This is a genomic window from Paraburkholderia aspalathi, assembly GCF_900116445.1.
GTDB lineage: Bacteria > Pseudomonadota > Gammaproteobacteria > Burkholderiales > Burkholderiaceae > Paraburkholderia > Paraburkholderia aspalathi.
Genome location: NZ_FPBH01000005.1, coordinates 362808 through 383677 on the forward strand (window position 1 = coordinate 362808; position 20870 = coordinate 383677).

A 20870-nucleotide genomic window follows, 5' to 3' on the forward strand; every position below is an offset into this window, starting at 1 on the left:
AGTGCCGCCCCGCACAGGGGCAACGCTAATAGACCACTACCAAAACAAGGAAAGGCACCAAAGCCAGATCAAGGAAAAGCACCAACCCCAGCCAAAAGAAAAGCTCAACGTCGCAGACGTACAGCCACACCCACAGGCGCACAAGCCGCCAACCCCGCCGCCCCGGCATAAGTCACCAACCCCATCGCAGCAACCCACCACAACGCAATCGAAACATGCGGCGCCAAAATCGTCGCCGCACCGGCAATGGCGACGCCAACGAGCCCTCCGGCCTGCCGCAACGCGTTCAGCAATCCAGAGGCCACGCCAGCCAATTCACCAGGCACCTGTTCCAACACAGTAGAAATCATCGGCGGCACCGACAACGCTGTCCCACCTCCAAACATCACCATCGCCGCATAAGTAAAAAACCAGGGCGCCCGCCATTCCAGACTAACAGAGCCATAGCCGGCACGGCAACAGCAGCCAACACGAGCCCCGTAGTCATAAACTGCGTCGCAGTAAACCGCCCATGCAACCTACCCACCACCACATTCCCGATCGACAAACTCCCCGCCAGCGGCAACAACGTAAGCCCAATCTCCCGCGCGTTAAACCCAAACTCACCATGCAGATAAAGACTCAACTCAAACAACAATCCAAAGTAGCCAACATAAACAAGCGTCCCCATAGCATTCATCGTCACGAACATCCGATTGCGAAACCACTCAACCGGCACCATCGGATGCTGCGCACGCCGCTCGACAACAACATGCGTCAGCGCAGCTAACACGGCAAGCAACGCCGCCCCCCACACCTCTCGCGCAGCAATCCCCCGCGACGGCAACTCAATCGCCGCATAGCAGAGCGCGCCCAATGCGACGATGCTCGCCAACTGCCCACCCCAATCGAAATGACGCCCAACGCTGCGCGTCGAGTGACGCACCACGACCCAAGCTCCCGCGAACGCAACGAGACCGGTCGGCACATTGATCAAAAACGCACTGCGCCAGCCGAACCCTTGCACAAGGAGGCCGCCCAACACCGGCCCAATCGCCGCCGCGACCGAGGCAATCCCTGCCCACGTCGCGATGGCGCGCCCGCGCTCGACGGGGTCGTCGAAGGTGCTGCGCACAATGGCGAGCGACGCCGGCAGAAATAACGCCGCACCGCTGCCCTGCACGAAACGCGCGACCACCAGCGCACCGACGCTCGGCGCCAGCCCGCAAGCCGCCGAGGCCGCGACGAACAACGCCAGGCCCCACAGATACACCGCCTTCGCGCCGAAACGGTCGGACGCGACGCCGCCCGCGAGGATCAACGCGGCGAAGCTCAGCGTGTAGGCATCGACGATCCACGCGAGACCGCCCACGGACGCGCCGAGGCTAACGTGCATCGCGGGCAGGGCGACGTTGACGATGGTGGTGTCGAGCACGGCCATGAACATGCCGCTCGCCACCAGCGCGAGCGTCAGGCGCGGACGCCGGGCGGCCCGCTCCGAGTCGGCTAGCTTGGTAGGCAGCGGTTGTTCAGCGGTGCATTCGGTCATTACACATCCTCGGGCTAAAACTGCAATTGAATCGATCGACGAAGTCTAGTCACATACGCGAATGCAATAAAGCAGTGATTGCGCATGTGTATGATGCAAATATGCATGACGGACAGCGCAGCCAATGATCAACTGGGACAACGCACGATTTTTTCTCGCCGTGGCGCGTACGGGCACGCTGCGCGGCGCGGCGGCGCAACTCGATGTCGATCAGGCAACGGTCGGCCGACGGATCGCGGCGCTCGAAGAAACGCTTTCGACGACGCTGTTTCTGCGCACCCCCGCCTTGTTCGTGCTGACGCCTGCCGGCGAAGCCCTGCTCGGGGCGGCCGAGACAATGGAGCAGGCTGCCTTGTCGATCGAACGGCGAATCGCCGGACTCGACGATCAGCTGGCCGGCACGATCCGCGTCGCCACAACGGATTCGCTCGGCAAACGCTTCGTCGTGCCGGCCATCGCCAAGGTACGGCGGGCCCATCCGGGCATCGAGATCATCTGCGTGACGTCCGCGCAGATCGCCAATCTGACGCGGCGCGAAGCCGACGTGGCGATCCGCACGTTGCGGCCCGACGCACCCGACCTGATCGCGCGTAAGCTCGCGCAACTGCAGGCCGGTATTTACGCGTCACGCGAATACGTTGCGGCACGCGGCGAGCCGCGCGAAGGCGAGGCGTTCGATGGGCACGATCTGGTGATGTATCAACAGCCGGCCTCGCCGTCGATGCGGGCGGCGTTGTGCGGTGAGCCGACTTCGCGCGGACGTCTCGTGTTCCAGACGCAATCGACTGCGATGCTGTTCGAGGCTGTCCTTGCCGGCTTCGGTATCGCCGAGCTGGCATGTTTTCGCGCCGACTACGAACCGGAGCTGGTGCGCGTGATGCCGCATCGCGCGGAGCCCTTCGGTGTCTGGGTGGTCGCGCACGCCGATCTCTACAAGAGCGCGCGGATGCAGGTGCTGATTGCGGCAGTGGCAGAAGAATTCGCGCAGGCGGGTTGAGGCGCGTTAATGTGCTTCAAGACGTATTCGCACGTCGAAGGGTTTAGTGTGACGCCGTATTGAAGTCGTTTAGACGCTGCGTATCCAGCACCGGCCACAACGGCGGATCGGCCAGCGGCGGCGCTGCCTTGACCATTCCTGGCGCGTTGTCGAATACATCGGCGAGCCAGTCGACAAAGGCTCGCACGCGCGGCGAAATCTGCCGGCTTTTCACATACGTCACCGAGACGGCGACCGGCGTCGGCTTGCATTTCGGCAGGATCTCGACCAACTGTCCGGATGCAAGGTGCGGCTCGGCGGCGGCGCGTCCAGGCTGAATCAGTCCCAGGCCTTCTAGCCCGCACGCGAGATACGTGTGTTCGTCGTTCACCTGAATGAAGCCGTCCACTTTGACCTTGCTCGTCCGCGCCGCCACGCTGAAGTCGAAGTCCACGCGCCGGCCGGTTTGCGTCGACAGCCAGTTCACCGCGACGTGATCTGAGAGATCGTCCAGGTGACGCGGCTCGCCGTGCCGCGCGAGATACGCCGGGCTCGCGCAGGTGACGCGTTCGAGCAGCCCGAGGCGGCGCGCAAGCAGCCGGGAATCGGGCAACTCGCCCAGCTCGATGCTGCAATCCACGCTCTCGCCGACCAGATCGAGCGTGCGCTGACCCACGCCGAGCGCCAACTCGACATGCGGATGCAGCGCACGGAACGACGCCAGAGCAGGCACCACGATCGACGCGGCGATCATGCCCGGCATCGCGACGCGTAAGCGGCCGCGCAGATTCTCCGGACGGTTGAACAGGCCCGATTCGACTTCTTCAATCGCGGCGAGAATCTGCGCGCAGCGTTCGTAATACGCGGCGCCTTCCGCGGTCAGCGTGACCTTGCGCGTCGTGCGCACCAGCAACTGCACGCCGAGCAGGGATTCAAGCGCCTGCACGGTGGTCGTCGCGGTGGCGCGCGGAATTTCGAGCGATTCGGCGGCGCGCGTAAAGCTGCTGGCATCGACGATCCGCACGAAGATTCGCATGGCTTGCACTCGATCTATCACGATGCTTCTCCGGTAAGACGCGGGTTGTGGCGAGTCAACCCGGCTGCGAGCAGGGGCGCGAACGCGAACGTCGCGAACAGCCAGAGCGCGGTGTGTTGCGCGCCGGGTAGCGGGGCGAGGGTCGTGAGACCGGCGCCGTTCGCGACGAGTCCCGCGAGCGCCGAGCCGAACGCCATCGCGAACAGTTGAATGGTGGTGATCGAGAGGGAAGCCAGATTCTCTTCGCCCGGCCGCGCGGCGGTAAACACTCGAGTGAGCAGATGCGGCCAGCCGATCCCGACACCCAGCCCAACGCTCGCAAGCGCCGCGCACAATGCGGCCGTGCCCGGCAAATCGTCGAACAAACCTGCTATCGGCATCAGCCATGCGAGTGCTGCGAGTCCAAGTGCAGCCACCACCGGGCCCGCGCGACTCAAGCGCTGAGCAGCGATGGCGGAACATCCGGCGCTGAGCATCGAACCGACCGACCAGCCGGCCGCCATTAACGCGGTCAGATAACCGGCGGCGAGCGGCGAACGTCCGTGGATCGTCTGCAAGAAATACGGCACGAAGATCTCACTGGTCACGCCGATGCCGAGCAGACTCATGCAGGCGTAGATGCGGCCGATCCGCGTGCGAATCGAAAACGACCCGCTCGGCAACAAGCGCGTGTGGGCGTCGCTGCGTTCGAGTCTTGCGAGCAGCCAGACGAAGCCGAGGCCGGCGATAACGCCGAGTACGTTCAAGCGCATGTCGTCGGTTAATGCGGCGAGCGAAATCACCAGCACTGAGGCGCCGAGCAAACTGACCTTGAGTAACGGAATCGGTTGAGCCGCTTCACCGTGGGCGCGTTTGTCGTCGACCTCGCGATGCACGATCACGGCGAGCAGCAGCACGACCGGCAGCAACACCCAGAACGCCAGCCGCCAGTCGCCGAGCTGGGCGAAGATGCCGCCGACCGCCGGCCCGCATAACGTCGCAACGCCCCACATGCCCGACACCAATCCCATCGCACGCGGCCACAGGCGCTCTTCGAACACCACGCGAATCAGCGCGTAACTGAGCGCGAGCAGAATGCCGCCGCCGAAACCTTGCAGCGTGCGGCCGGCGAGCATCCACAGCATCGACGGCGCAGTCGCGCACACGACGGTGCCGAGCGCGAACACCGCCAGTGCGCTGAAATATGCGGAGCGCGCGCCGAGCACCGCGAGCAGGCGCACCGACAACACCGAGCCGAGAATCGACGCGACCACGAACAAGGTGGTGTTCCACGCATACAGTTCGAGCCCGCCGATGTCATGCACGACCGACGGCAGGATCGTCGTCGCCACATACACATTGGTGGCATGCAGCGCGACGCCGCCCGCGAGACCCAACGCCCGCCAGCCGTTACTGCCGCTAAGCAGATCGCTCCATGCCGGCACATCCGATTGCAGATTTTTCATGTCATGGACAGCCGTGCGAGGCTGGCTTATTATGCAAGTATTGGCTTGGATAATAATGCGCTCCGATGAGATATGCAAATGAAAGCTTGGAAAATTCACCGGCCGTTACGCAGGCCGCGTCAGCGGCTGCGCCGGTGGATCGCATCCTGAATCTGTTGAAGACGCAGGGGTCTTTGTCGACGGCATCGATCGCGGGCGAACTCGGCATCACGGTTGAGGCCGCGCGGCAGCAGATACAGAAGCTGCTGACAGGTGGCTTGATCGAGGGGCGCCAGGCGTCGCAGGCGGGGCCAGGGCGGCCGAGTCAAAGCTGGGGTTTGACGGAAGCGGGCAACGCGCGCTTTCCGGATACCCATCCGCAATTGACCGTGCAATTGCTCGGCTCGATCCGTCAGCTATTCGGCGAAGAGGGGCTCGACAAATTGATCGATCAGCGCGCAGTCGAAACGCGCGCGAACTATCTCGCGGCGCTCAAGCCGATCAAGAGCCTCAAGGCGCGGCTGACCAGGCTCGCTGAAATTCGCAGCGCCGAAGGCTATATGGCCGAGTTGCAGAAAGACGGACGCGACTGGCTGCTGCTCGAGAACCACTGCCCGATCTGCGCGGCGGCGCGCACCTGCCAGGGCTTTTGCCGCACAGAGTTGCAGTTGTTCGCGGAGATTGTCGGTGAGGAAGGATCGATTGAACGCGAGGAGCATGTGCTCGCCGGCGCGCGGCGCTGTACCTATCGCGTGAAGCTCAAGAGCAAATAGCGCTGCATTACAGCGCATGTTTATGCGCTTCGAATTGTTTAGGCGATTAACTGCTTACCGCGAATTTTTTGCGAATAAATTTCCGCTTTTTCCATGCGAGGATAAAACGCCAACAACGTTCATGTATGTGCGATAGCTAGTCGATCCGCATACAGGCGATAGCGCGCCGCACACGCCGGCCGTGCGCGCTTCGCATCTCGCAAGGAAAACCCGTCGTGAAATTCTCGTCTCGCCTTGGCGTGGCAGTTCTTGTCGTCCATAGTCTCCTTCCTCTCAGTGCATCCGCGCAATCGCAACTCACCTACACCACGTCGTGGATCGGCAATAGCTTTGGTTTCGGCGATGGCAAGTGGATGCAGCAGGACATTCAGGCGATCAGCGTCGGCGCCGACGGCACCGTTTATACCAACGCCCCCTGGGATGAAAGCGGTAGCGAAATCGCCGCATACCGTGCGGGCGACAAGATCGCCGTGGCCGGTTCGACGCATGGCTGGGGCGCCGCCGGCGGCGATGCGGTCGCGACGAACCATACCTACCTGTACGCGGCGATGTCGATCGGCAATGAGAGCAATGGATTGGTCGGCGCCGACTATCCACCGGCGAACCAGACATGGTTCGGTGTGACGCGCCGCACGCTTGCCAATCTGGCAACGGGCGCGCCTTTCACGGGTGGCATCGGCAATAGCGCCAACGCGACGAAGAACAGCTTCCTGCTGCTGAACACGGTGACGACTGGTACCGATGCGGGCATTCGCGGCATGGCGGCCACCGATACCGAACTGTATGTCGCGGATACCATCAACAGCCGCATCCTCGTGTTCGACGCGGCTTCGATGCAGCGTTTGCGATCTTGGAACGTGCCTTCGCCGGGACGCATCGCAATCGACACGGATTCAACACTGTGGGTGATGAGCGGTGTTTCATCCGGAAACCTAAGCATTCTTCACTACGCCGCCAACGGCACTGCGCTCTCAGGCACCTTGACGTTGCCCGCCGGCGCAGTGCCAACCGACATTGCGATTACACCTTCCGGACAAATCCTCGTCGCCGACAACGGACCGTCGCAGCAGATTCTCGTCTACAACAAAAATGCTAGCGGTCAGCCGCAAGCGGGCGCATCGATCGGCACCCGTAACGGCATCTTCCACGCGCTCAAGGGCGTGCCAGGCAACTGGCGCTTCAACGGCATCACGGGTATCGGTCTCGATCCGGCGGGCAATCTGTATGTCGCGCAGAATGGTGAAGGGCCGCGGCCGCTCGGCTCGGCATCGGTGGGGCAAGGTGCGGTGCTCGAGAGCTATGGGTATAGGACGCATGCTCTCAACTGGCGCCTGTACGGGCTGACTTTCGTCGATAGCGCCGCGTTCGATCCGGCAACGCCGAATTCCGTCTACACGGGTTCGAAGCGTTTCACGCTCGATTACAGCCAACCGGTCGGCCACGAATGGTCGTATGCGGGCTTCACGCTCGACCGCCTCGATTATCCGGACGACCCCGCTTTTCACGAGCCGCGCGGTGTGCGCGGTGAGCCGATGGTGCGGCGAATCAACGGCCTGCCGTTTCTCTATACGCTCGATCCTGGCGCGCATTATCTGAACGTTTATCGCTTCGACGCAGCACACGCGGAAATGGCGATTCCGTCCGGCTTGCTGGCGCAAAATCCGCTGCCAGGCACGTGGCCCGCAGCGCAGCCTACCTACGGCGAATGGTTATGGCGCGACAGCAATGGCAACGGCACTGTCGACGCCAGCGAGATCAGCAGCAATCCGTCGACGGGCAGCACGGTCGGCAACGGCTTCTGGTGGGTCGACACGCCCGGCAACGTGTGGCTCGCCACACCGACGAGCGGCATCCGCGAGATGCCGCTGCAAGGTCTCGACTCGGCCGGCAATCCGATCTACACGTACGCGAGCGCGAAGATGTTCGCGATGCCGCAACCGTTCACACGGATCGCGCGGATCGCCTACATCGCCGAGACCGACACGATGTACATATCGGGCTTTACGAGTGCGATCCCGTGGGATTCGACGCACTGGAAAGAGGCCGGTCCGGTGCTCGCGCGCTATGACAACTGGAGCTCCGGAACACCGACGCAGCAATACACCGTCTCCTTGCCATGGAACACGCAAACCAGTCCACAGACGACAACGGTCGGCGTCGCGGTGGCGGGCAATTATGTCTTTATCGCCGAGTTGTACACCGCGAAGGTGGACGTGTACGACGCGCGCACGGGCCAGGCGGTCGGTTATATGACGCCGGGCGCGAGCGTCGGCAACACCAGCGGCTGGGTGGATGTCTATCTCGGCATCAGCGCGGTGCAGCGCGCCAATGGCGAATACGTCGTCCTGCTGGAAGACGATGCGCGCGCGAAAATCCTGATGTATCGGTGGACGCCTTGACGTGAATCGTGTGAATCGCACTGAGTCCGAGCACGAATAGACGTCAGCGCACGATCGGTATATAACAACGTGAAAGGATGGCTTTGTTCACTGATGCATCAACCTGAGAGAAGTTTCATCATGACGCAAGACGTAACGCCTCAGCCGCCCACGGGCGACCGGCCCGACCTTGAACACCTCGATGCAGCGCTGAGTCACGTGGATCAGCAGGTGTCGTCCGGCAGCATTGCTTCCGGTGCCGCAAAGGGCATTCTGTATAGCCTGATCGAAACGCTCGGCGCATTCGTCGGTGATCCGGATCTGCCGGAGCACGCGCGTTCGGGTTACGAGGGGCTGCTGGAAGCCGCTCGCGAATTGCGTGCGAAACTGGACCACTGAAGGCGAAGGGCGCGCCGCCTATGGGCGGCGTGGTTCGCCCTTACGAATCGCCGTTGTAATTCGGCGGCGCGGTTCACTGTGATAAAAAGGCGCATTGTTTCCAACATTGCGCCTTTTTTATGCTTTCCACGTCCGCTATCGCGTTGCTGGCCATCGGCATTATCGTCGTGCTGATTACGCCGGGTCCGACCAATACGCTGCTTGCGGCTGCTGGTTTGCGTCAGGGCGTGCGCCGTTCTTTGCCGCTGATCGTCGCTGAACTCGCCGGCTATCTTCTGTCGATTTCAGTGTGGGGGCATTTTCTCGCGCAAGCCGCGCACGCGCTGCCGTGGTTGCCGTCGCTGCTACGCGTGGCGGCCGGTGCGTACATCGCGTATCTCGCCGTCGATATGTGGCGCGCGGCGGTGGCTTTGCCCGATTCGACGCAGCGGGCGAGCGGCATGCGCACGCTATTCGTGGCGACGCTGCTCAATCCGAAAGGCTTGTTGTTCGCCGGTACGATCTTTCCCGCAGTCGCGTTCGCGCATCTGCCCGCGTATGGCACGGCAATGCTGATGTTCGCCTGCCTGCTGGTGCCGATCGCGCTTGCATGGATCGCGTTCGGCGCGGCGCTCGGCAGCGGCAAACTCACGTGGTTGAATCCGGTGAAGATGCAGCGCGGCGCGTCGATCGTGCTGGGCGTGTTTTCCTTGTCACTTGCGTGGGCGGCGCTGCATTAATTCCGCCTCTTGTGCCGCGAGCTTAAGCTTCCATCCTGCTGTCTACGCTCAACGCCTCGAGCCATTCCGGCGGCGCGGATGCGATTTCCAATTGCGGCGTGCCATGCCAGTCCGCACAGCGTTGCAGAGCGCGGCGCAGATCGCCCGCTAGCCTCGCACTAAGCCGCACGCCGGGTTCGATGTGCAGCGATTTCAGTTCGAACACGCCGGTGGTCCGATGCGCTTTCGCATCCACGCGGCCGACCAGGCGCCCCCGGCTCAAAAGCGGCAACACAAAATAACCGTACTTGCGCTTCGCGGCCGGTGTGTAGCATTCGATCGCATAGTCGAAGTCGAATAGCGCGGCAGCGCGCTTGCGATCCCACACCACCGGATCGAACGGCGACAGCACCGTGGTGACGGTTGAAGCGAGCTTGCCGTTCGCTGCTTCGTCGATCATCGGCGCGAATTCGTGATGGACGAAGGTGTCCTGCTTCCAGCCTTCCACCTGAACCGGGATCAGCTCACCGCGATCGGCGAGCGCATGCAATTCGTCGCGATAGGGGCGGCGTGGCAGCCGGTAGTAATCGGCCACCCAATCGGCGCGCACGACGCCGAGTGCGCGGCAGGTGCGTCGCAACGCTTCCTCGGTGACGGTTTCCCGCGGCGGCAGGTCGCGCGCGTCGTCCCAATCCGGCAACACGCGCTCGGTCAGATCGTAGACGCGGTGAAAATTGCGCCGCTCGGCCACCATCAATTGCCCGATCGCGAACAGCACTTCCAGGTGGCGCTTCTCCGGCTTCCAGTCCCACCAACCGTTGCCCTTGCCCGCCTCGCGCGCGAAGTCCGCTGAGCGCACGGGACCTGTCGCACGGATATGCGCGAGCAGCTTCTCGATGTCTTTGCGGTACTTCTTGTGCCATTCCGCCGCGTATTTCCAGCCCATATCGCTCGGGTCGAGCATGCGATGGCGCAGCAGGCCATAGTCTTCGATCGGGACGAAACAGGCTTCGTGCGACCAGTATTCGAACAGCTTGCCTTCGGCGAGATGCTCGTCGAGCCATTGCTGCGGGTACGCGCCGAGCCGGCTGAACAGCACGAGATACGGACTGCGCGCGACGACGTGGATCGTGTCGATCTGCAATTGCGCCATGCGGCGAATCGCGTCGAGCACGTCGGTTTTGACGGCCTTGCGGCGTGGCGGTGTCAACAAACCTTGCGCGGCCAGATGCAGGGTGCGGGCGGCAGATAGCGGAAGAGTCTTCACGCGGGCGTTGGTCACGGGATTAGGAGCGGACGCAAGGTCCGGCCTGGATCAGCAGCCGCTACTTTAGCGCGAATACGGCAGACGAATCGGCGTGGTGCGCAACCAGAGCATGGCGCCGTGGGAGGCACGGTAAGCCCAATGACAACGGCGCCGCAACTCCGCACCGTGGCCGACGGACATTACCAGTCGCGTCTGTGGTGCTTATCCCAGCCGCGATGGCGGCCATGGTCATGCCGCTCGCGATACCCGCGGTAGTAATCGCCGCGATACCCATAGCCATAGGCCGGCTGCACCGGCGCATAAACGACCGGAGGCGGCGCATAAACTACGGGCGGCTGGGCATAAATGGGGCCGGGGGTGTTGACGAACACGCCGACGTCTACCCGAGCCAAGGCAGAGGTCGATGCGCAGGCGGCAGCCAGGCTGATGGCGGCGAAAACGATCGCACGTTGGATCATGCTTGTCTCCTGTGTCGACCAGAGTTCGCGCGCTTGAGAGCACTTACTCCGGTCCCATGCAAGATTGCGGTCTAAAGAGTCAGCCATTCGCTGTCGAATGGCTGACAACAATCTTACGAGACAGAAAGAAAAGCAGGTGCAACCAGTTGAAGGCGTGTGTAACAGCAGATTACCCCGGGGGCGTTCAGGCCCCCAAAGCGACCGCTTCCCCCGCCGAAACAGCCAGCAGCTGGTGGATCTGCGCGACCACCGCCGCACCTTCTCCAACCGCCGCCGCGACGCGTTTCGTCGATCCGGCGCGCGCATCGCCGATCGCATATACGCCTTCGACCGTTGTAGCGAGATCGCAGACGGAGGCGCCGTCCACGCCGGCACCGGTCAGCACGAAGCCCTTGTCGTCCAGCTCCACGCCGCAGGTGCGCAGCCAGTCGGTATTCGGATCAGCGCCGGTGAACAGAAACAGATGGCGCGTATCGAGGCTTGCGGTGCCGTCCGGTAGCGGCTTCTTCAGCACGACCGATGACAACCCGATGTCGTCCGCCTCGAGCCGGCCGACCTCCGAATGCGGATGCACGAACACATTCGGCAACGAACGGATGCGGTCGATCAGATAGCGCGACATGGTGGCTTCAAAGCCGCCCCGGCGGATCAGCACATGGACCTTGGCCGCGTGGGTCGCCAGATAGACGATTGCCTGGCCCGCCGAATTGCCGCCGCCCACCAGCACGATCTCCTGGCGTTTGCACAGCTTGGCCTCGACTGGCGACGCCCAGTAATACACGCCGCGGCCATCGAAACGGTCGAGCCCTTCGAGCGCAGGGCGCCGATAGACCGCGCCGCTCGCGATCACGATGGTGCGGGCCGTGATCTTGCCGCCGCACTTGAGTTCCAGCCGGTACGGCGACTCCGCGCAATGCAGCGCCTTAACGTGGACCGGAATCGCCACGTGCGCGCCGAATTTCTGCGCCTGCACGAACGCGCGGCCCGCCAGCGCCTGGCCGGAGATACCGGTCGGAAAGCCGAGATAGTTTTCGATCCGCGAACTGGCGCCTGCCTGGCCGCCTGGCGCACGGCTGTCGAGCACGATAACCGAGAGGCCTTCGGACGCCGCGTACACGGCCGTGGCGAGGCCGGCCGGCCCGGCGCCGACGATCGCGACATCGTACACATGCGAATCATCGAGATCGGGCAGCAAGCCGAGGCAGGTGGCGAGTTCAGGCATGCTCGGATGACGCAGCACTGTGCCGTCCGGGCAGATCACCAGCGGCATGTCTTCTTTCTGCGCGGCGAATTGCTCGATCAGACGCAGCGCGTCTTCGTCGCGCTCGTCGATGACTGAGTGAGGGTGGCCGTTGCGCGACAGGAAGCCTTGCAGCATGACGAGCCGTGCGTCGCTGCTGTTGCCGATCAGGATCGGGCCGCCCGCGCCCTTTTCGATCAACGACACGCGCCGCAGGATCAACGCCCGCATGATGCGCTCGCCCAGTTCGGCCTCGGCGACGATCAACGCGCGCAGCTTGTCCGGCGGAATCAGCAAAGCGTCGACCGGGGTGACGGCCATGCCGTTCACCAGCGCGGGCCGCCCGGACAGCTGACCGACTTCCGCGAGAAAATGCTTGGCGCCATGTTCCGCAATCAAAACCTCGCGCCCAATGCCATCGCGCTGATAAACCTTCACGCGCCCTTCCAGCAGCACGAACATGCCGGGACCGGTGTAGCCGGTCTCGAACAGCAGCTCACCGGCTTCCCAGTGGCCCACTTCGCCGAACCGGCGCAGACGATCGATTTCTGCGCACGTGAGTTCGGGGAACATCTGATGCATGCGCGTCGCAAGCGACGAAAACGGCGCGTCGGCGACGACGGCCTGTTGCCCTTCAACTTCTTGAGTCGACAGCATTGAACCGCTCCTTCTGTGTTCATCCTGAATGATCGACACGGGGGGCGAAGCGGCGCGGGCGCACAAGGGCGCCGATATGAATGCGCTGCTGCGCTACACGGCCTTTGGCGCGATTTCGTCGCCGACCGCCACGTCGGGCGGCGGCATGCCGGGCAGCGCGTCCACCGCTTTGCCCGAGTCGCGCCAGGCTTCCATACCACCGCGTAACGGCAGCACGTCGGCGAAGCCGGCTTCGTTCATCTGTTTGGCCATCCATGCCGCGGATATTTCATTCGGGCACGAACAGTAAATCACCACCTTCTGATCGTGCGGGTATGTTGCGACGATCTCCTCGAGCTGCCGCTCGTCGGCGAATTGCGAACCTGGAATCACGAACGGGTCGAGCGCACGCTTTTCCTGCGAGCGAATATCGAACAGTACCGGCGTTTTGCCGGACGCGACCAGCGCCGCCAGCTCCTCGACTTCCATCCGCTGAGTTGCGAGCTTGGAAATCAGCTGACGCCGGCGAATCCAGCGATAAGCCGCATACAGCAGCAGCAACGCGACGGCCACCAGCGCGGCCGTGCGCCCCAGGCGTCCGGCCATGGCGAACAGCATATCGATCTGCCGGGCGAACAGCGCGCCGATGATCAAACCGGTACCCGACCACAAGGCGGCGCCGATGCTGTCGTAGGTGAGAAACGTGCGGTAGCGCGTGCCCATCGCGCCGGCCATTGGAATCGACACGATCGACAGGCCCGGCACGAACTTCGCCACTGCCAGCACACGCACGCCCCAGCGGCCGAAAAAGCGTTCGGTCTTTTTTACACAGGTGTCGCGCGACAACGAAAGACGGCAGATCGTTTTCAGCGTATTGCCGCCATACATACGGCCGGCGAGATACCAGGCGCTGTCGCCGATCAGGGTGGCGAAGATCGACAACACGAGGACCGGCATCAGCTGCGTGCCCACCGACCCGGGATGCATGGCCGCCATCGCCCCGAACAGCACGAGCGACGGCATCGCCGGCACCGGCAGCCCGAGTGAGGCGGCCAGCACGTTGACGAAGACGAGCGCCGGTCCATATTGCTCGACGAGATCATGTAGCATCGGCTTACTTCCGCAGCCCTTTCGGGCACGGCGCAGGTAGGGAAAGCAACGGGGTATGTAAGGATTATGGACGCATTTTCAAGACGTGCAAATGTCCGGAAATGCGTCAGGTTATTAGCGCGTTAAATGCGCGAGTGTGGCTTGCCAGCGGGTTAAAGGCGCGGAATAGAAGCGCGAATGGAACAAAGCGAACGGATTGATGCTTTCGCGGCAAGCAAGTGACGAATAATGGCCTACGGATGCCCGTAGGCCATTATTGCTGTACGCAAACCAAAGGCGGCGGTGCAGAAACGGCGCACGGCATTCGCGCGTAAGCGCAATAGCATGCGTGACAGCTTTATTGACGATGATTGTGCTGTTCGCCCGGCAATTCCGCGCCATGCGCGCGAATGGCAGCAATCAGTTCGGCAGGCGTGATTTCGTAGCGCACTTCGCGGTGAATGCCTGGCTTGCGCTCATCGACCTCGACCAGAAGAATGCCTTTGCCGTCTTCTGTCGATTCGAGGCGCAGCGAGCGGAGTTCGCGCGCCGTTGCGTCGTCGTATTCGGTGAGCAGGGCCATTGACCCGGAGGACCCGGTAGTGCGCATCGAGGTTGTCCTTGTTCCGTTGTTGATCGAACCATTGTACGGGCAGGTGGGCGCGCCGTCTTTCGCACGGCGCTCACACTTGGGGAACCCGCCCGCCACCTATCTGCTTGCCGGTACGCCGCTCTGCCGCATTGGCCAATGGCTGGCGAGGCCCGCTGGGCAATGCGAGCCTTGACGCCCGACTGTGACAACCAGTTTAACGCGACTCTCCGCGTCGACGGCTGCATTTTTCGTGCCCCGTGACGGTGCAGCCCTTCTCTCCCCGGCTGTCACGGTGCTGACGCGCGCGTCGGTTATGGCGGGGCGATGAGAGAAACAGGCGGCGAAAAAAATAGCCCGTCCTTTGGGAGGACGGGCTGCTAAACGCCGTTGTTACTCGGGTCAGCCTGCCCTTGCAACTAATTGGGCGCTGACGTTTGCATCGTGATGCGTCAATTCAGGACTGTCGAGGTGGGAGTAACGCCGATCTATCAGATTAATGTCAAATCTTCCGCCGGCATTCGCCACTTCAACGACGGTCGACGACAGGCTGCGCGCTGCCTGGTCGAACGTTTGCCTGCGCTCCGAGTGGCCGTGAAAATCAGTGCCGGATGCTTCGCGTGCGGTTATCAAAAGCGCTACACTGCGCCGGTAAAGGGCTGCAGACCTGTTCCGTGCTCCTCCGAGCCGCAGCGGTCTGCGTGCGCGAACCACGCTAACTTTGCCAGCTGATGCAAAAGATCCTCGACCGTACGCAGGAATCACTGGCGCACGCATTCGCGTCGCTGGCTCATAGCGCCAAGCGCCAACAACGGTTGTACCTCGCGACGATCGCTTCGCTGATGCTGATTGTGGTGATCTTTGCGCTGCTGCTGGCCGTCCTTGCCGCGGACAAGCAACTCGAATACCGGCGAACGTTCGCGTCCCAGAGCGCGGCCGACCTCTCGCGGCTCCTGCATCGGCAGGAATCGTTCATGCGGCGGGCCGAATTCACGCTCGACTACTATCACGACACCGACAACGTGCTGCGCGTGCCGGCAAGCGTCGAGGATGCGGTGCGCGTGAGCGGCGTCGCACGCGGTACGGTGCCAAGGGTCAACGCGCAATTCGACCTGCTGGTCGGCGACGCCGCGCGCGCGGCATGGGGGCCGCAATTCGGCGCGAACCTGTGGCGTATCTACGAAGCGGCACAGTCGACGCTAGTGACGCAGCAGGCGTTCGAGCTGCCGCAACGGGCGATCCTGCTCGGGCTGACCGAAGACTACGCCGCGATTCTGCCTTCGCTCGCTCAACCGGTTGCCAATTCGGGTGCCGATAGCGGCGTAACGGCTGCGCCGCCTTTGCAGCCGGCGATCGTGAGCACGTTGCGTGAGACCCTCGAACAGGAATTGCAGACGCAAACCGGCACGCGTATGCCCGGCAAGGGCCAGCGGATCTGGCTCGGTCCCTATCGCGATACGCTGCAAGGCGTGCCGGTCATCTCCACGGTGAGCGCCTACTATGCCGGCGATACACCGACCACATTGATCGTAATGAGCATTCCGCTTGACGGGCTATTGGCGCACGTCGCGCGGCCCGACTACGACGGGACACAGTTGCTGATGACGGCGGATCGCCATGTGATTGTGTCGTCGCCGCCAGTCGATGCGCAGACTGCAGCCAGGCTGCAAGACGCCGTCGCGCATATGCCATCCGATGCGTACCGTTACACCCGCGACGGCGTGATTCTGAGTGAGCCCTTGATGCCCGGCTTTGGTTCGCTGGTCAGCTATCTGTCGTGGCGTGAGCTGATTGCCGCGCTCGGTTGGCAACTGGCCGCGCTTGTCGCCCTCGCGCTGCTGGTGTTGGCGGGGATCGCACTGGCGGCGCGATTCTGGGGGCTGCGCCTGATGCGCAGCACCTTCGCGGAAACGTCGCGCGCGCTGGAAAGCGAAACCATCAATCACGTATTGGTCAGCGCGACGCCGGTTGGTTTGTGCATTGTCCGGCAGAGCGATTATTCGATCATCATCGCCAACGCATTGGCCGACGAGTTGCTGCATATAGAAGCCGGCAGTAGTCGCTTGCCGCCGCATATCGTCGATGAGATTCGTGCACAAGCGCCGGATGGCCCTTCGATCACGGCATTCGCGAGGATCGCCGCTTTTGTCGCGCCTGCGCAGCCGGTGCAGCCGGAAGCGCATCCGCAGCCACGGCCGCCGTCACAACCGGCGCCCGACGAAAGCGCCGCGCCCCAAGTGCAGTTTCTGCAGTTCACCTACGCGCCGGCACGTTACGCCGACGAGGACGTGCTGTTCTGCGCGATCCTCGACGTCACCGCACAGCACGCGCTCGAACAGCAGTTGCGGCTCGCGCAGCAGACCGCCGAGATCACGATGCGGACTCGCTCGAATTTCTTCGCGTCGATGAGCCATGAAATCCGTACGCCGCTGAACGCGCTGCTTGGCAACCTCGAATTGTTCGCCCGTACGCCTGGACTCGAAGCGCACGCGCAGCGACTCACGGCGTTGAATGTCGCGGCCGATGCGCTGCGCCGTATCGTCAATGACATCCTCGATTTTTCGAAGATCGATGCCGGCGAGATGAAGCTCGTGAGCGAGTCGTTCCGCCCGCTGGACGATTTCGAGAATATCGCGCTCTCCTACGCGCCCATGACGGCGGATCGCGCGATTCGTTTTTACGCACATCTGTCGCCGACGCTCGACCAGGTGCTGCGTGGCGACCGCACGCGCATCGCGCAGATCGTCAACAACCTGTTGAGCAATGCGTTCAAATTCACCTCGTGCGGCAAGATCACGCTGAATGCCGAAGTGAAAGACGATCTGCAAGGACGTCCGATTCTGATCTGCCGGGTTTGCGATTCGGGGATCGGCATGGATCAGGCGCTGGTTGCGCGCATCTTCAGTCCGTTTGTGCAGGGCGAGGCAAGCACGTCGAGCCGCTATGGCGGCACTGGCCTCGGTTTGTCGATCTGCGCGCGGTTGTGCGAGTTGATGGGCGGCGATATTTCGGTCGAGAGCGTGCTGGGAGTCGGCAGCGCGTTCAGCGTGTCGATCCCGCTCGCTTCGTCCCCAGATGAGTTGCGCGAACCGCTTGTCGAGCCGGCTCGGCGTGGCAGTGTGCTGGTGGTGTCGCAGGAACGCGAGTCGGGGCAGATCATCGACAGCGGTTTGCATCTGGTGGGGTGGTCTGTTCATACCGTGGTATCGATGCGTAGTGCAGAAGCGTGGTTGCGCGTGAACCGGCCGGAGGCGATGGTGGTCACCGGCGAATACGATCTCGACGCGATTGCCGCGTTGCGTGCGGTGCACCCGGCCGGCGTAGTGTGGATCACGCGCACCGGACCGCATCGTCCCGCTCCGTGTGGAGACGGCGTCCTCGAAGTGACGGAGTTCAGCCGCAAGGCGATTCTGGCCGCGGTCGATCTCGCGGCCGCGGGTGCCACCGGTGCCGCAGCGACGCTGCCGCCGACCTCTGCCGCATTGCCGCCCCCCGAAGCCAATCCGGCTTTGCAAGGCTTGACGGTGCTGGTCGCCGAAGACAATCCGCTGATCCAAAGCTTGATCGTCGAGCAACTGGACGCGCTCGGCTGCCTGCCGACGATTGCCGGCGACGGGCGGCAAGCGCTGGCGGCATTCAAACAGGGGCATTTCGAAGTGGTGCTGACCGATATCCATATGCCCGTGATGGATGGATATACGTTGCTCGCGGAACTGCGTAAAGCGCATGCGGACTTGCCCGTGCTGGCTTTTAGCGCAGTCACCGACAACCAGCAGCAGGAAGGCTGGCGCGAGCGGGGTTTTACCGGGTATGTCGGGAAGCCGGCGTCGCTGGGAGAGTTGGAGGCGGCGCTGCTTGCGGTGACTTCCGCGGAGCCGGGATCGACGACAGCAGCGACACTGGCCCCGGCTTCAACAACAGCCGCGCAAACGGCTGCAACGACTCCAGCGGCAGCCACCGCAGCCACCGCAGCCACCGACCTGGCGAACGCGCTCAGCGCGGACGACAAGTCGCGTTACACGGCCATGCTCAAGGAGCATCTTCAAAACGACCTGCCGAGACTGCTGGCGATTGTCGAACAGGAAGACCGGAAAGCATTGGGCGGCTGGGCGCACAGCGCGGCCGGCGGGTTCCTGGTTGTGCAGGAGCAGCGCTTCGCGCAGCAATGCCGCGAACTGCAACGGCTATGCGAGAACGGCGAACCGTGGACGACCGAGCTGGACGAACGCGCGATCTCGCTGCATGAGGCGATATGCGATCACTTCGGGCTGGATGAAGCGTCGACGCATTGATTGGCGTTTCTGCCATCGCCGATGCCATCGTCATCGGCGTTTCAGTCGCGGCCAGTCAATCCGGGCGTTTCGCGATGAAGTCGATCTCGACCAGCGCGTCGCGTGCGAGCGCAGTGACGCCGATGCAGGTTCTCGCCGGCAGTTTGTCCGCGGGAAAGTAGGCGCGGTAGGTCTCGTTCATCACCGCATAGTCGCGCTTGAACTCGGTCAGGAAAATGCGCACGGCGACCACGTGTTGCAGCGTCAGACCGACGCCTTGCAGCACGAGTATGAGGTTGTCCATCACGCGTTGAGTCTGCGCGACGACGCCGTCCGGAAGCGGCGCGCTGTCGTCGGTGGGCGAGGTCGGCATCTGACCTGTGAGGAACACCCAGCCGTCGGTTTCGGTGGCATGGGAGAAGGGGCCGACAGGCGTCGGGGCGGACGGGATCATCCAGAAGGCGGGGGTAGGGCTCATGAGGGCAGTCGGCGTCGAGTGTCGGCCGGCCTAAGTTACCCGAACAAAATTTTTGACGTCGGCGGTTTTTCCTTATTGCCGCCTGTGTTAACCGCTTGCCGGTACTCAAGTACTCAAATGGTCGAGCTTGCGGAGATTACGCCGCACTGTGCGGCGTGATCTCCGCGCCGTCTGCCGCGCCGTTAAACCAACCCAGTCATGTAATACACGGCGATCACAAAGAACACCGCCAGTGTCTTGATCACCGTCACCGCGAAGATATCGCGATACGACTGACGGTGCGTCAAACCCGTCACGGCCAGCAGCGTGATCACCGCGCCGTTATGCGGCAGCGTGTCCATACCGCCGCTCGCCATCGCGACGACCCGGTGCAGCACTTCCATCGGAATATGCGCCGCTTCCGCGCCCTTGATGAACGTATCGGACATAGCCGCGAGCGCGATGCTCATGCCACCCGATGCCGAGCCCGTGATACCCGCCAGCGAGCTCACCGAAACCGCGGCATTGACGAGCGGATTCGGAATGCTCTTCAGCGCATCACTGACCACCAGGAAACCCGGCAAAGCCGCGATCACGCCACCGAAACCATACTCCGACGCCGTATTCAACGAAGCCAGCAGTGCGCCTGCCACCGCCGCCTTGGTGCCGACCGCGAAGCGTTCGCGCACGCGACCGAATGCCGTCACCACGACCATCACGATACCTAGCAGCAGTGCGCCTTCCACAGCCCAGATCGCAACGACGCTTTTGATGGTCGTCGTGACCGGCGCATGGATGCCAGGCAGGATGTCCGGTGCGATGGTGTACGTCGCACCGTACCAGTTCGGAATCCAGCGGGTCAGCAGAAAGTTCGCCACGCCAACGAGCACCAGCGGTGCGACTGCCAGCAGCGGATGCGGCAGTTGCTTCGATTCGACGCGTTCCGGTTCGTTGACGAGTTCCGTGCCGTAGCCTTCGCCCGTCGCCATTGCCGCGCGGCGGCGCCATTCCAGATAGGTGAGGCCAACCACGATGATGAACAGCGAGCCGATCACGCCAAGCGTGGGCGCGGCCCAGGACGTCGTCTTGAAGAAGGTGGTCGGGATGATGTTCTGGATCTGCGGCGTGCCCGGCAGCGAATCCATGGTGAACGAGAACGCGCCGAGCGCGATCGCGCCAGGCATCAGGCGTTTCGGAATATTGCTCTGGCGGTACAGCTCGGCGGCGAACGGATACACCGCGAACACCACCACGAACAGCGAGACGCCGCCGTAGGTGAGCAGCGCGCACACCGCGACGATCACCGCATTCGCACGCGAGCGGCCGATATAACGGATGGCCGCGGCCACGATCGACTCAGAAAAACCGGACAGTTCGATGACTTTACCGAACACCGCGCCCAGCAGAAAGACGGGGAAGTAAAGCTTCACGAAGCCGACCATCTTCTCCATGAAGATGCCGGAGAAGACCGGCGCGACGGCGCCCGGATCGGTCAGCAGCACCGCGCCGAGGGCGGCGATCGGCGCGAACAGAATGACGCTGTAGCCGCGATACGCGGCAAACATCAGAAACGCCAGCGCGGCGAGGACGATAACAAAGGACATTGAGTCTCCAAAGCTTGGTTGTTCTACGTGTACGCCGTCCCGATGAG

At 62.9% G+C, this 20870-nt stretch carries 15 protein-coding genes and 1 pseudogene; 6 read left to right on the plus strand and 10 right to left on the minus strand.

The window, feature by feature from the left end:
• Window positions 1-104: 104 nt before the first annotated feature.
• Window positions 105-1528 (minus strand): annotated as a pseudogene (locus BM438_RS11415) (MFS transporter).
• 127 nt (window positions 1529-1655) lie between these two features.
• Between BM438_RS11415 and BM438_RS11420 the strand changes: the two are divergent.
• Window positions 1656-2525, plus strand: coding sequence for a LysR family transcriptional regulator (locus tag BM438_RS11420; RefSeq protein ID WP_208620651.1), 870 nt, complete (start codon window positions 1656-1658; stop codon window positions 2523-2525).
• 43 nt (window positions 2526-2568) lie between these two features.
• Here the strand turns inward: BM438_RS11420 and BM438_RS11425 are convergent, their stop codons facing one another.
• Window positions 2569-3561 (minus strand): LysR family transcriptional regulator, encoded by a 993-nt coding sequence (locus BM438_RS11425; protein ID WP_093634377.1) that lies wholly within the window; start codon window positions 3559-3561, stop codon window positions 2569-2571.
• Window positions 3558-4985 carry an MFS transporter gene (locus tag BM438_RS11430; protein ID WP_093634378.1) on the minus strand — a complete coding sequence of 476 codons (1428 nt, stop codon included), beginning with the start codon at window positions 4983-4985 and terminating at the stop codon, window positions 3558-3560. The genes BM438_RS11425 and BM438_RS11430 overlap by 4 nt, the downstream gene beginning before the upstream one ends.
• 86 nt (window positions 4986-5071) lie before the next feature.
• Here BM438_RS11430 and BM438_RS11435 point away from each other — a divergent pair, with 86 nt between their 5' ends.
• The 4 genes from BM438_RS11435 (at window position 5072) to BM438_RS11450 (ending at window position 9233) form a co-directional block, all read left to right on the plus strand.
• Window positions 5072-5737 carry a helix-turn-helix transcriptional regulator gene (locus BM438_RS11435; RefSeq protein WP_093634449.1) on the plus strand — a complete coding sequence of 222 codons (666 nt, stop codon included), beginning with the start codon at window positions 5072-5074 and terminating at the stop codon, window positions 5735-5737.
• 215 nt (window positions 5738-5952) lie between these two features.
• Window positions 5953-8136, plus strand: a complete 2184-nt coding sequence (locus tag BM438_RS11440; protein WP_093634379.1) for an NHL repeat-containing protein — start codon at window positions 5953-5955, stop codon at window positions 8134-8136.
• A gap of 120 nt (window positions 8137-8256) precedes the next feature.
• Window positions 8257-8514 (plus strand): hypothetical protein, encoded by a 258-nt coding sequence (locus tag BM438_RS11445; RefSeq protein WP_093634450.1) that lies wholly within the window; start codon window positions 8257-8259, stop codon window positions 8512-8514.
• Window positions 8515-8633: 119 nt separating this feature from the next.
• Window positions 8634-9233 (plus strand): LysE family translocator, encoded by a 600-nt coding sequence (locus BM438_RS11450; RefSeq protein ID WP_093634380.1) that lies wholly within the window; start codon window positions 8634-8636, stop codon window positions 9231-9233.
• 22 nt (window positions 9234-9255) lie between these two features.
• Here the strand turns inward: BM438_RS11450 and BM438_RS11455 are convergent, their stop codons facing one another.
• The 5 genes from BM438_RS11455 to BM438_RS11475 all read right to left on the minus strand — a co-directional run bounded on the left by BM438_RS11455 (window position 9256) and on the right by BM438_RS11475 (window position 14512).
• Window positions 9256-10479 carry a winged helix-turn-helix domain-containing protein gene (locus BM438_RS11455; protein WP_093634451.1) on the minus strand — a complete coding sequence of 408 codons (1224 nt, stop codon included), beginning with the start codon at window positions 10477-10479 and terminating at the stop codon, window positions 9256-9258.
• Window positions 10480-10658: 179 nt separating this feature from the next.
• On the minus strand, window positions 10659-10937 hold the full coding sequence (locus tag BM438_RS11460; protein WP_093634381.1) for a hypothetical protein: 279 nt from the start codon (window positions 10935-10937) through the stop codon (window positions 10659-10661).
• A gap of 184 nt (window positions 10938-11121) precedes the next feature.
• Window positions 11122-12834: an FAD-dependent oxidoreductase gene (locus BM438_RS11465; protein WP_093634382.1), complete on the minus strand. Its 1713-nt coding sequence runs from the start codon at window positions 12832-12834 to the stop codon at window positions 11122-11124.
• Between the two features lie 93 nt (window positions 12835-12927).
• A complete protein-coding gene (locus BM438_RS11470; protein WP_093634383.1) occupies window positions 12928-13923 on the minus strand; it encodes a DedA family protein/thiosulfate sulfurtransferase GlpE in 996 nt (331 codons plus the stop codon).
• A gap of 337 nt (window positions 13924-14260) precedes the next feature.
• On the minus strand, window positions 14261-14512 hold the full coding sequence (locus BM438_RS11475) for a hypothetical protein (RefSeq protein WP_035560791.1): 252 nt from the start codon (window positions 14510-14512) through the stop codon (window positions 14261-14263).
• A 710-nt stretch (window positions 14513-15222) separates the two neighbouring features.
• Between BM438_RS11475 and BM438_RS11480 the strand changes: the two genes are divergently transcribed.
• Window positions 15223-18783, plus strand: a complete 3561-nt coding sequence (locus BM438_RS11480) for an ATP-binding protein (protein ID WP_093634384.1) — start codon at window positions 15223-15225, stop codon at window positions 18781-18783.
• Window positions 18784-18838: 55 nt separating this feature from the next.
• Here BM438_RS11480 and BM438_RS11485 read toward each other — a convergent pair whose 3' ends face one another.
• The gene (locus tag BM438_RS11485; protein WP_093634385.1) at window positions 18839-19240 is read right to left on the minus strand and encodes a RidA family protein; all 402 of its coding nucleotides are present in this window, start codon (window positions 19238-19240) and stop codon (window positions 18839-18841) included.
• Window positions 19241-19422: 182 nt separating this feature from the next.
• Window positions 19423-20823 (minus strand): GntP family permease, encoded by a 1401-nt coding sequence (locus tag BM438_RS11490; protein ID WP_054034747.1) that lies wholly within the window; start codon window positions 20821-20823, stop codon window positions 19423-19425.
• Window positions 20824-20870: the final 47 nt, after the last annotated feature.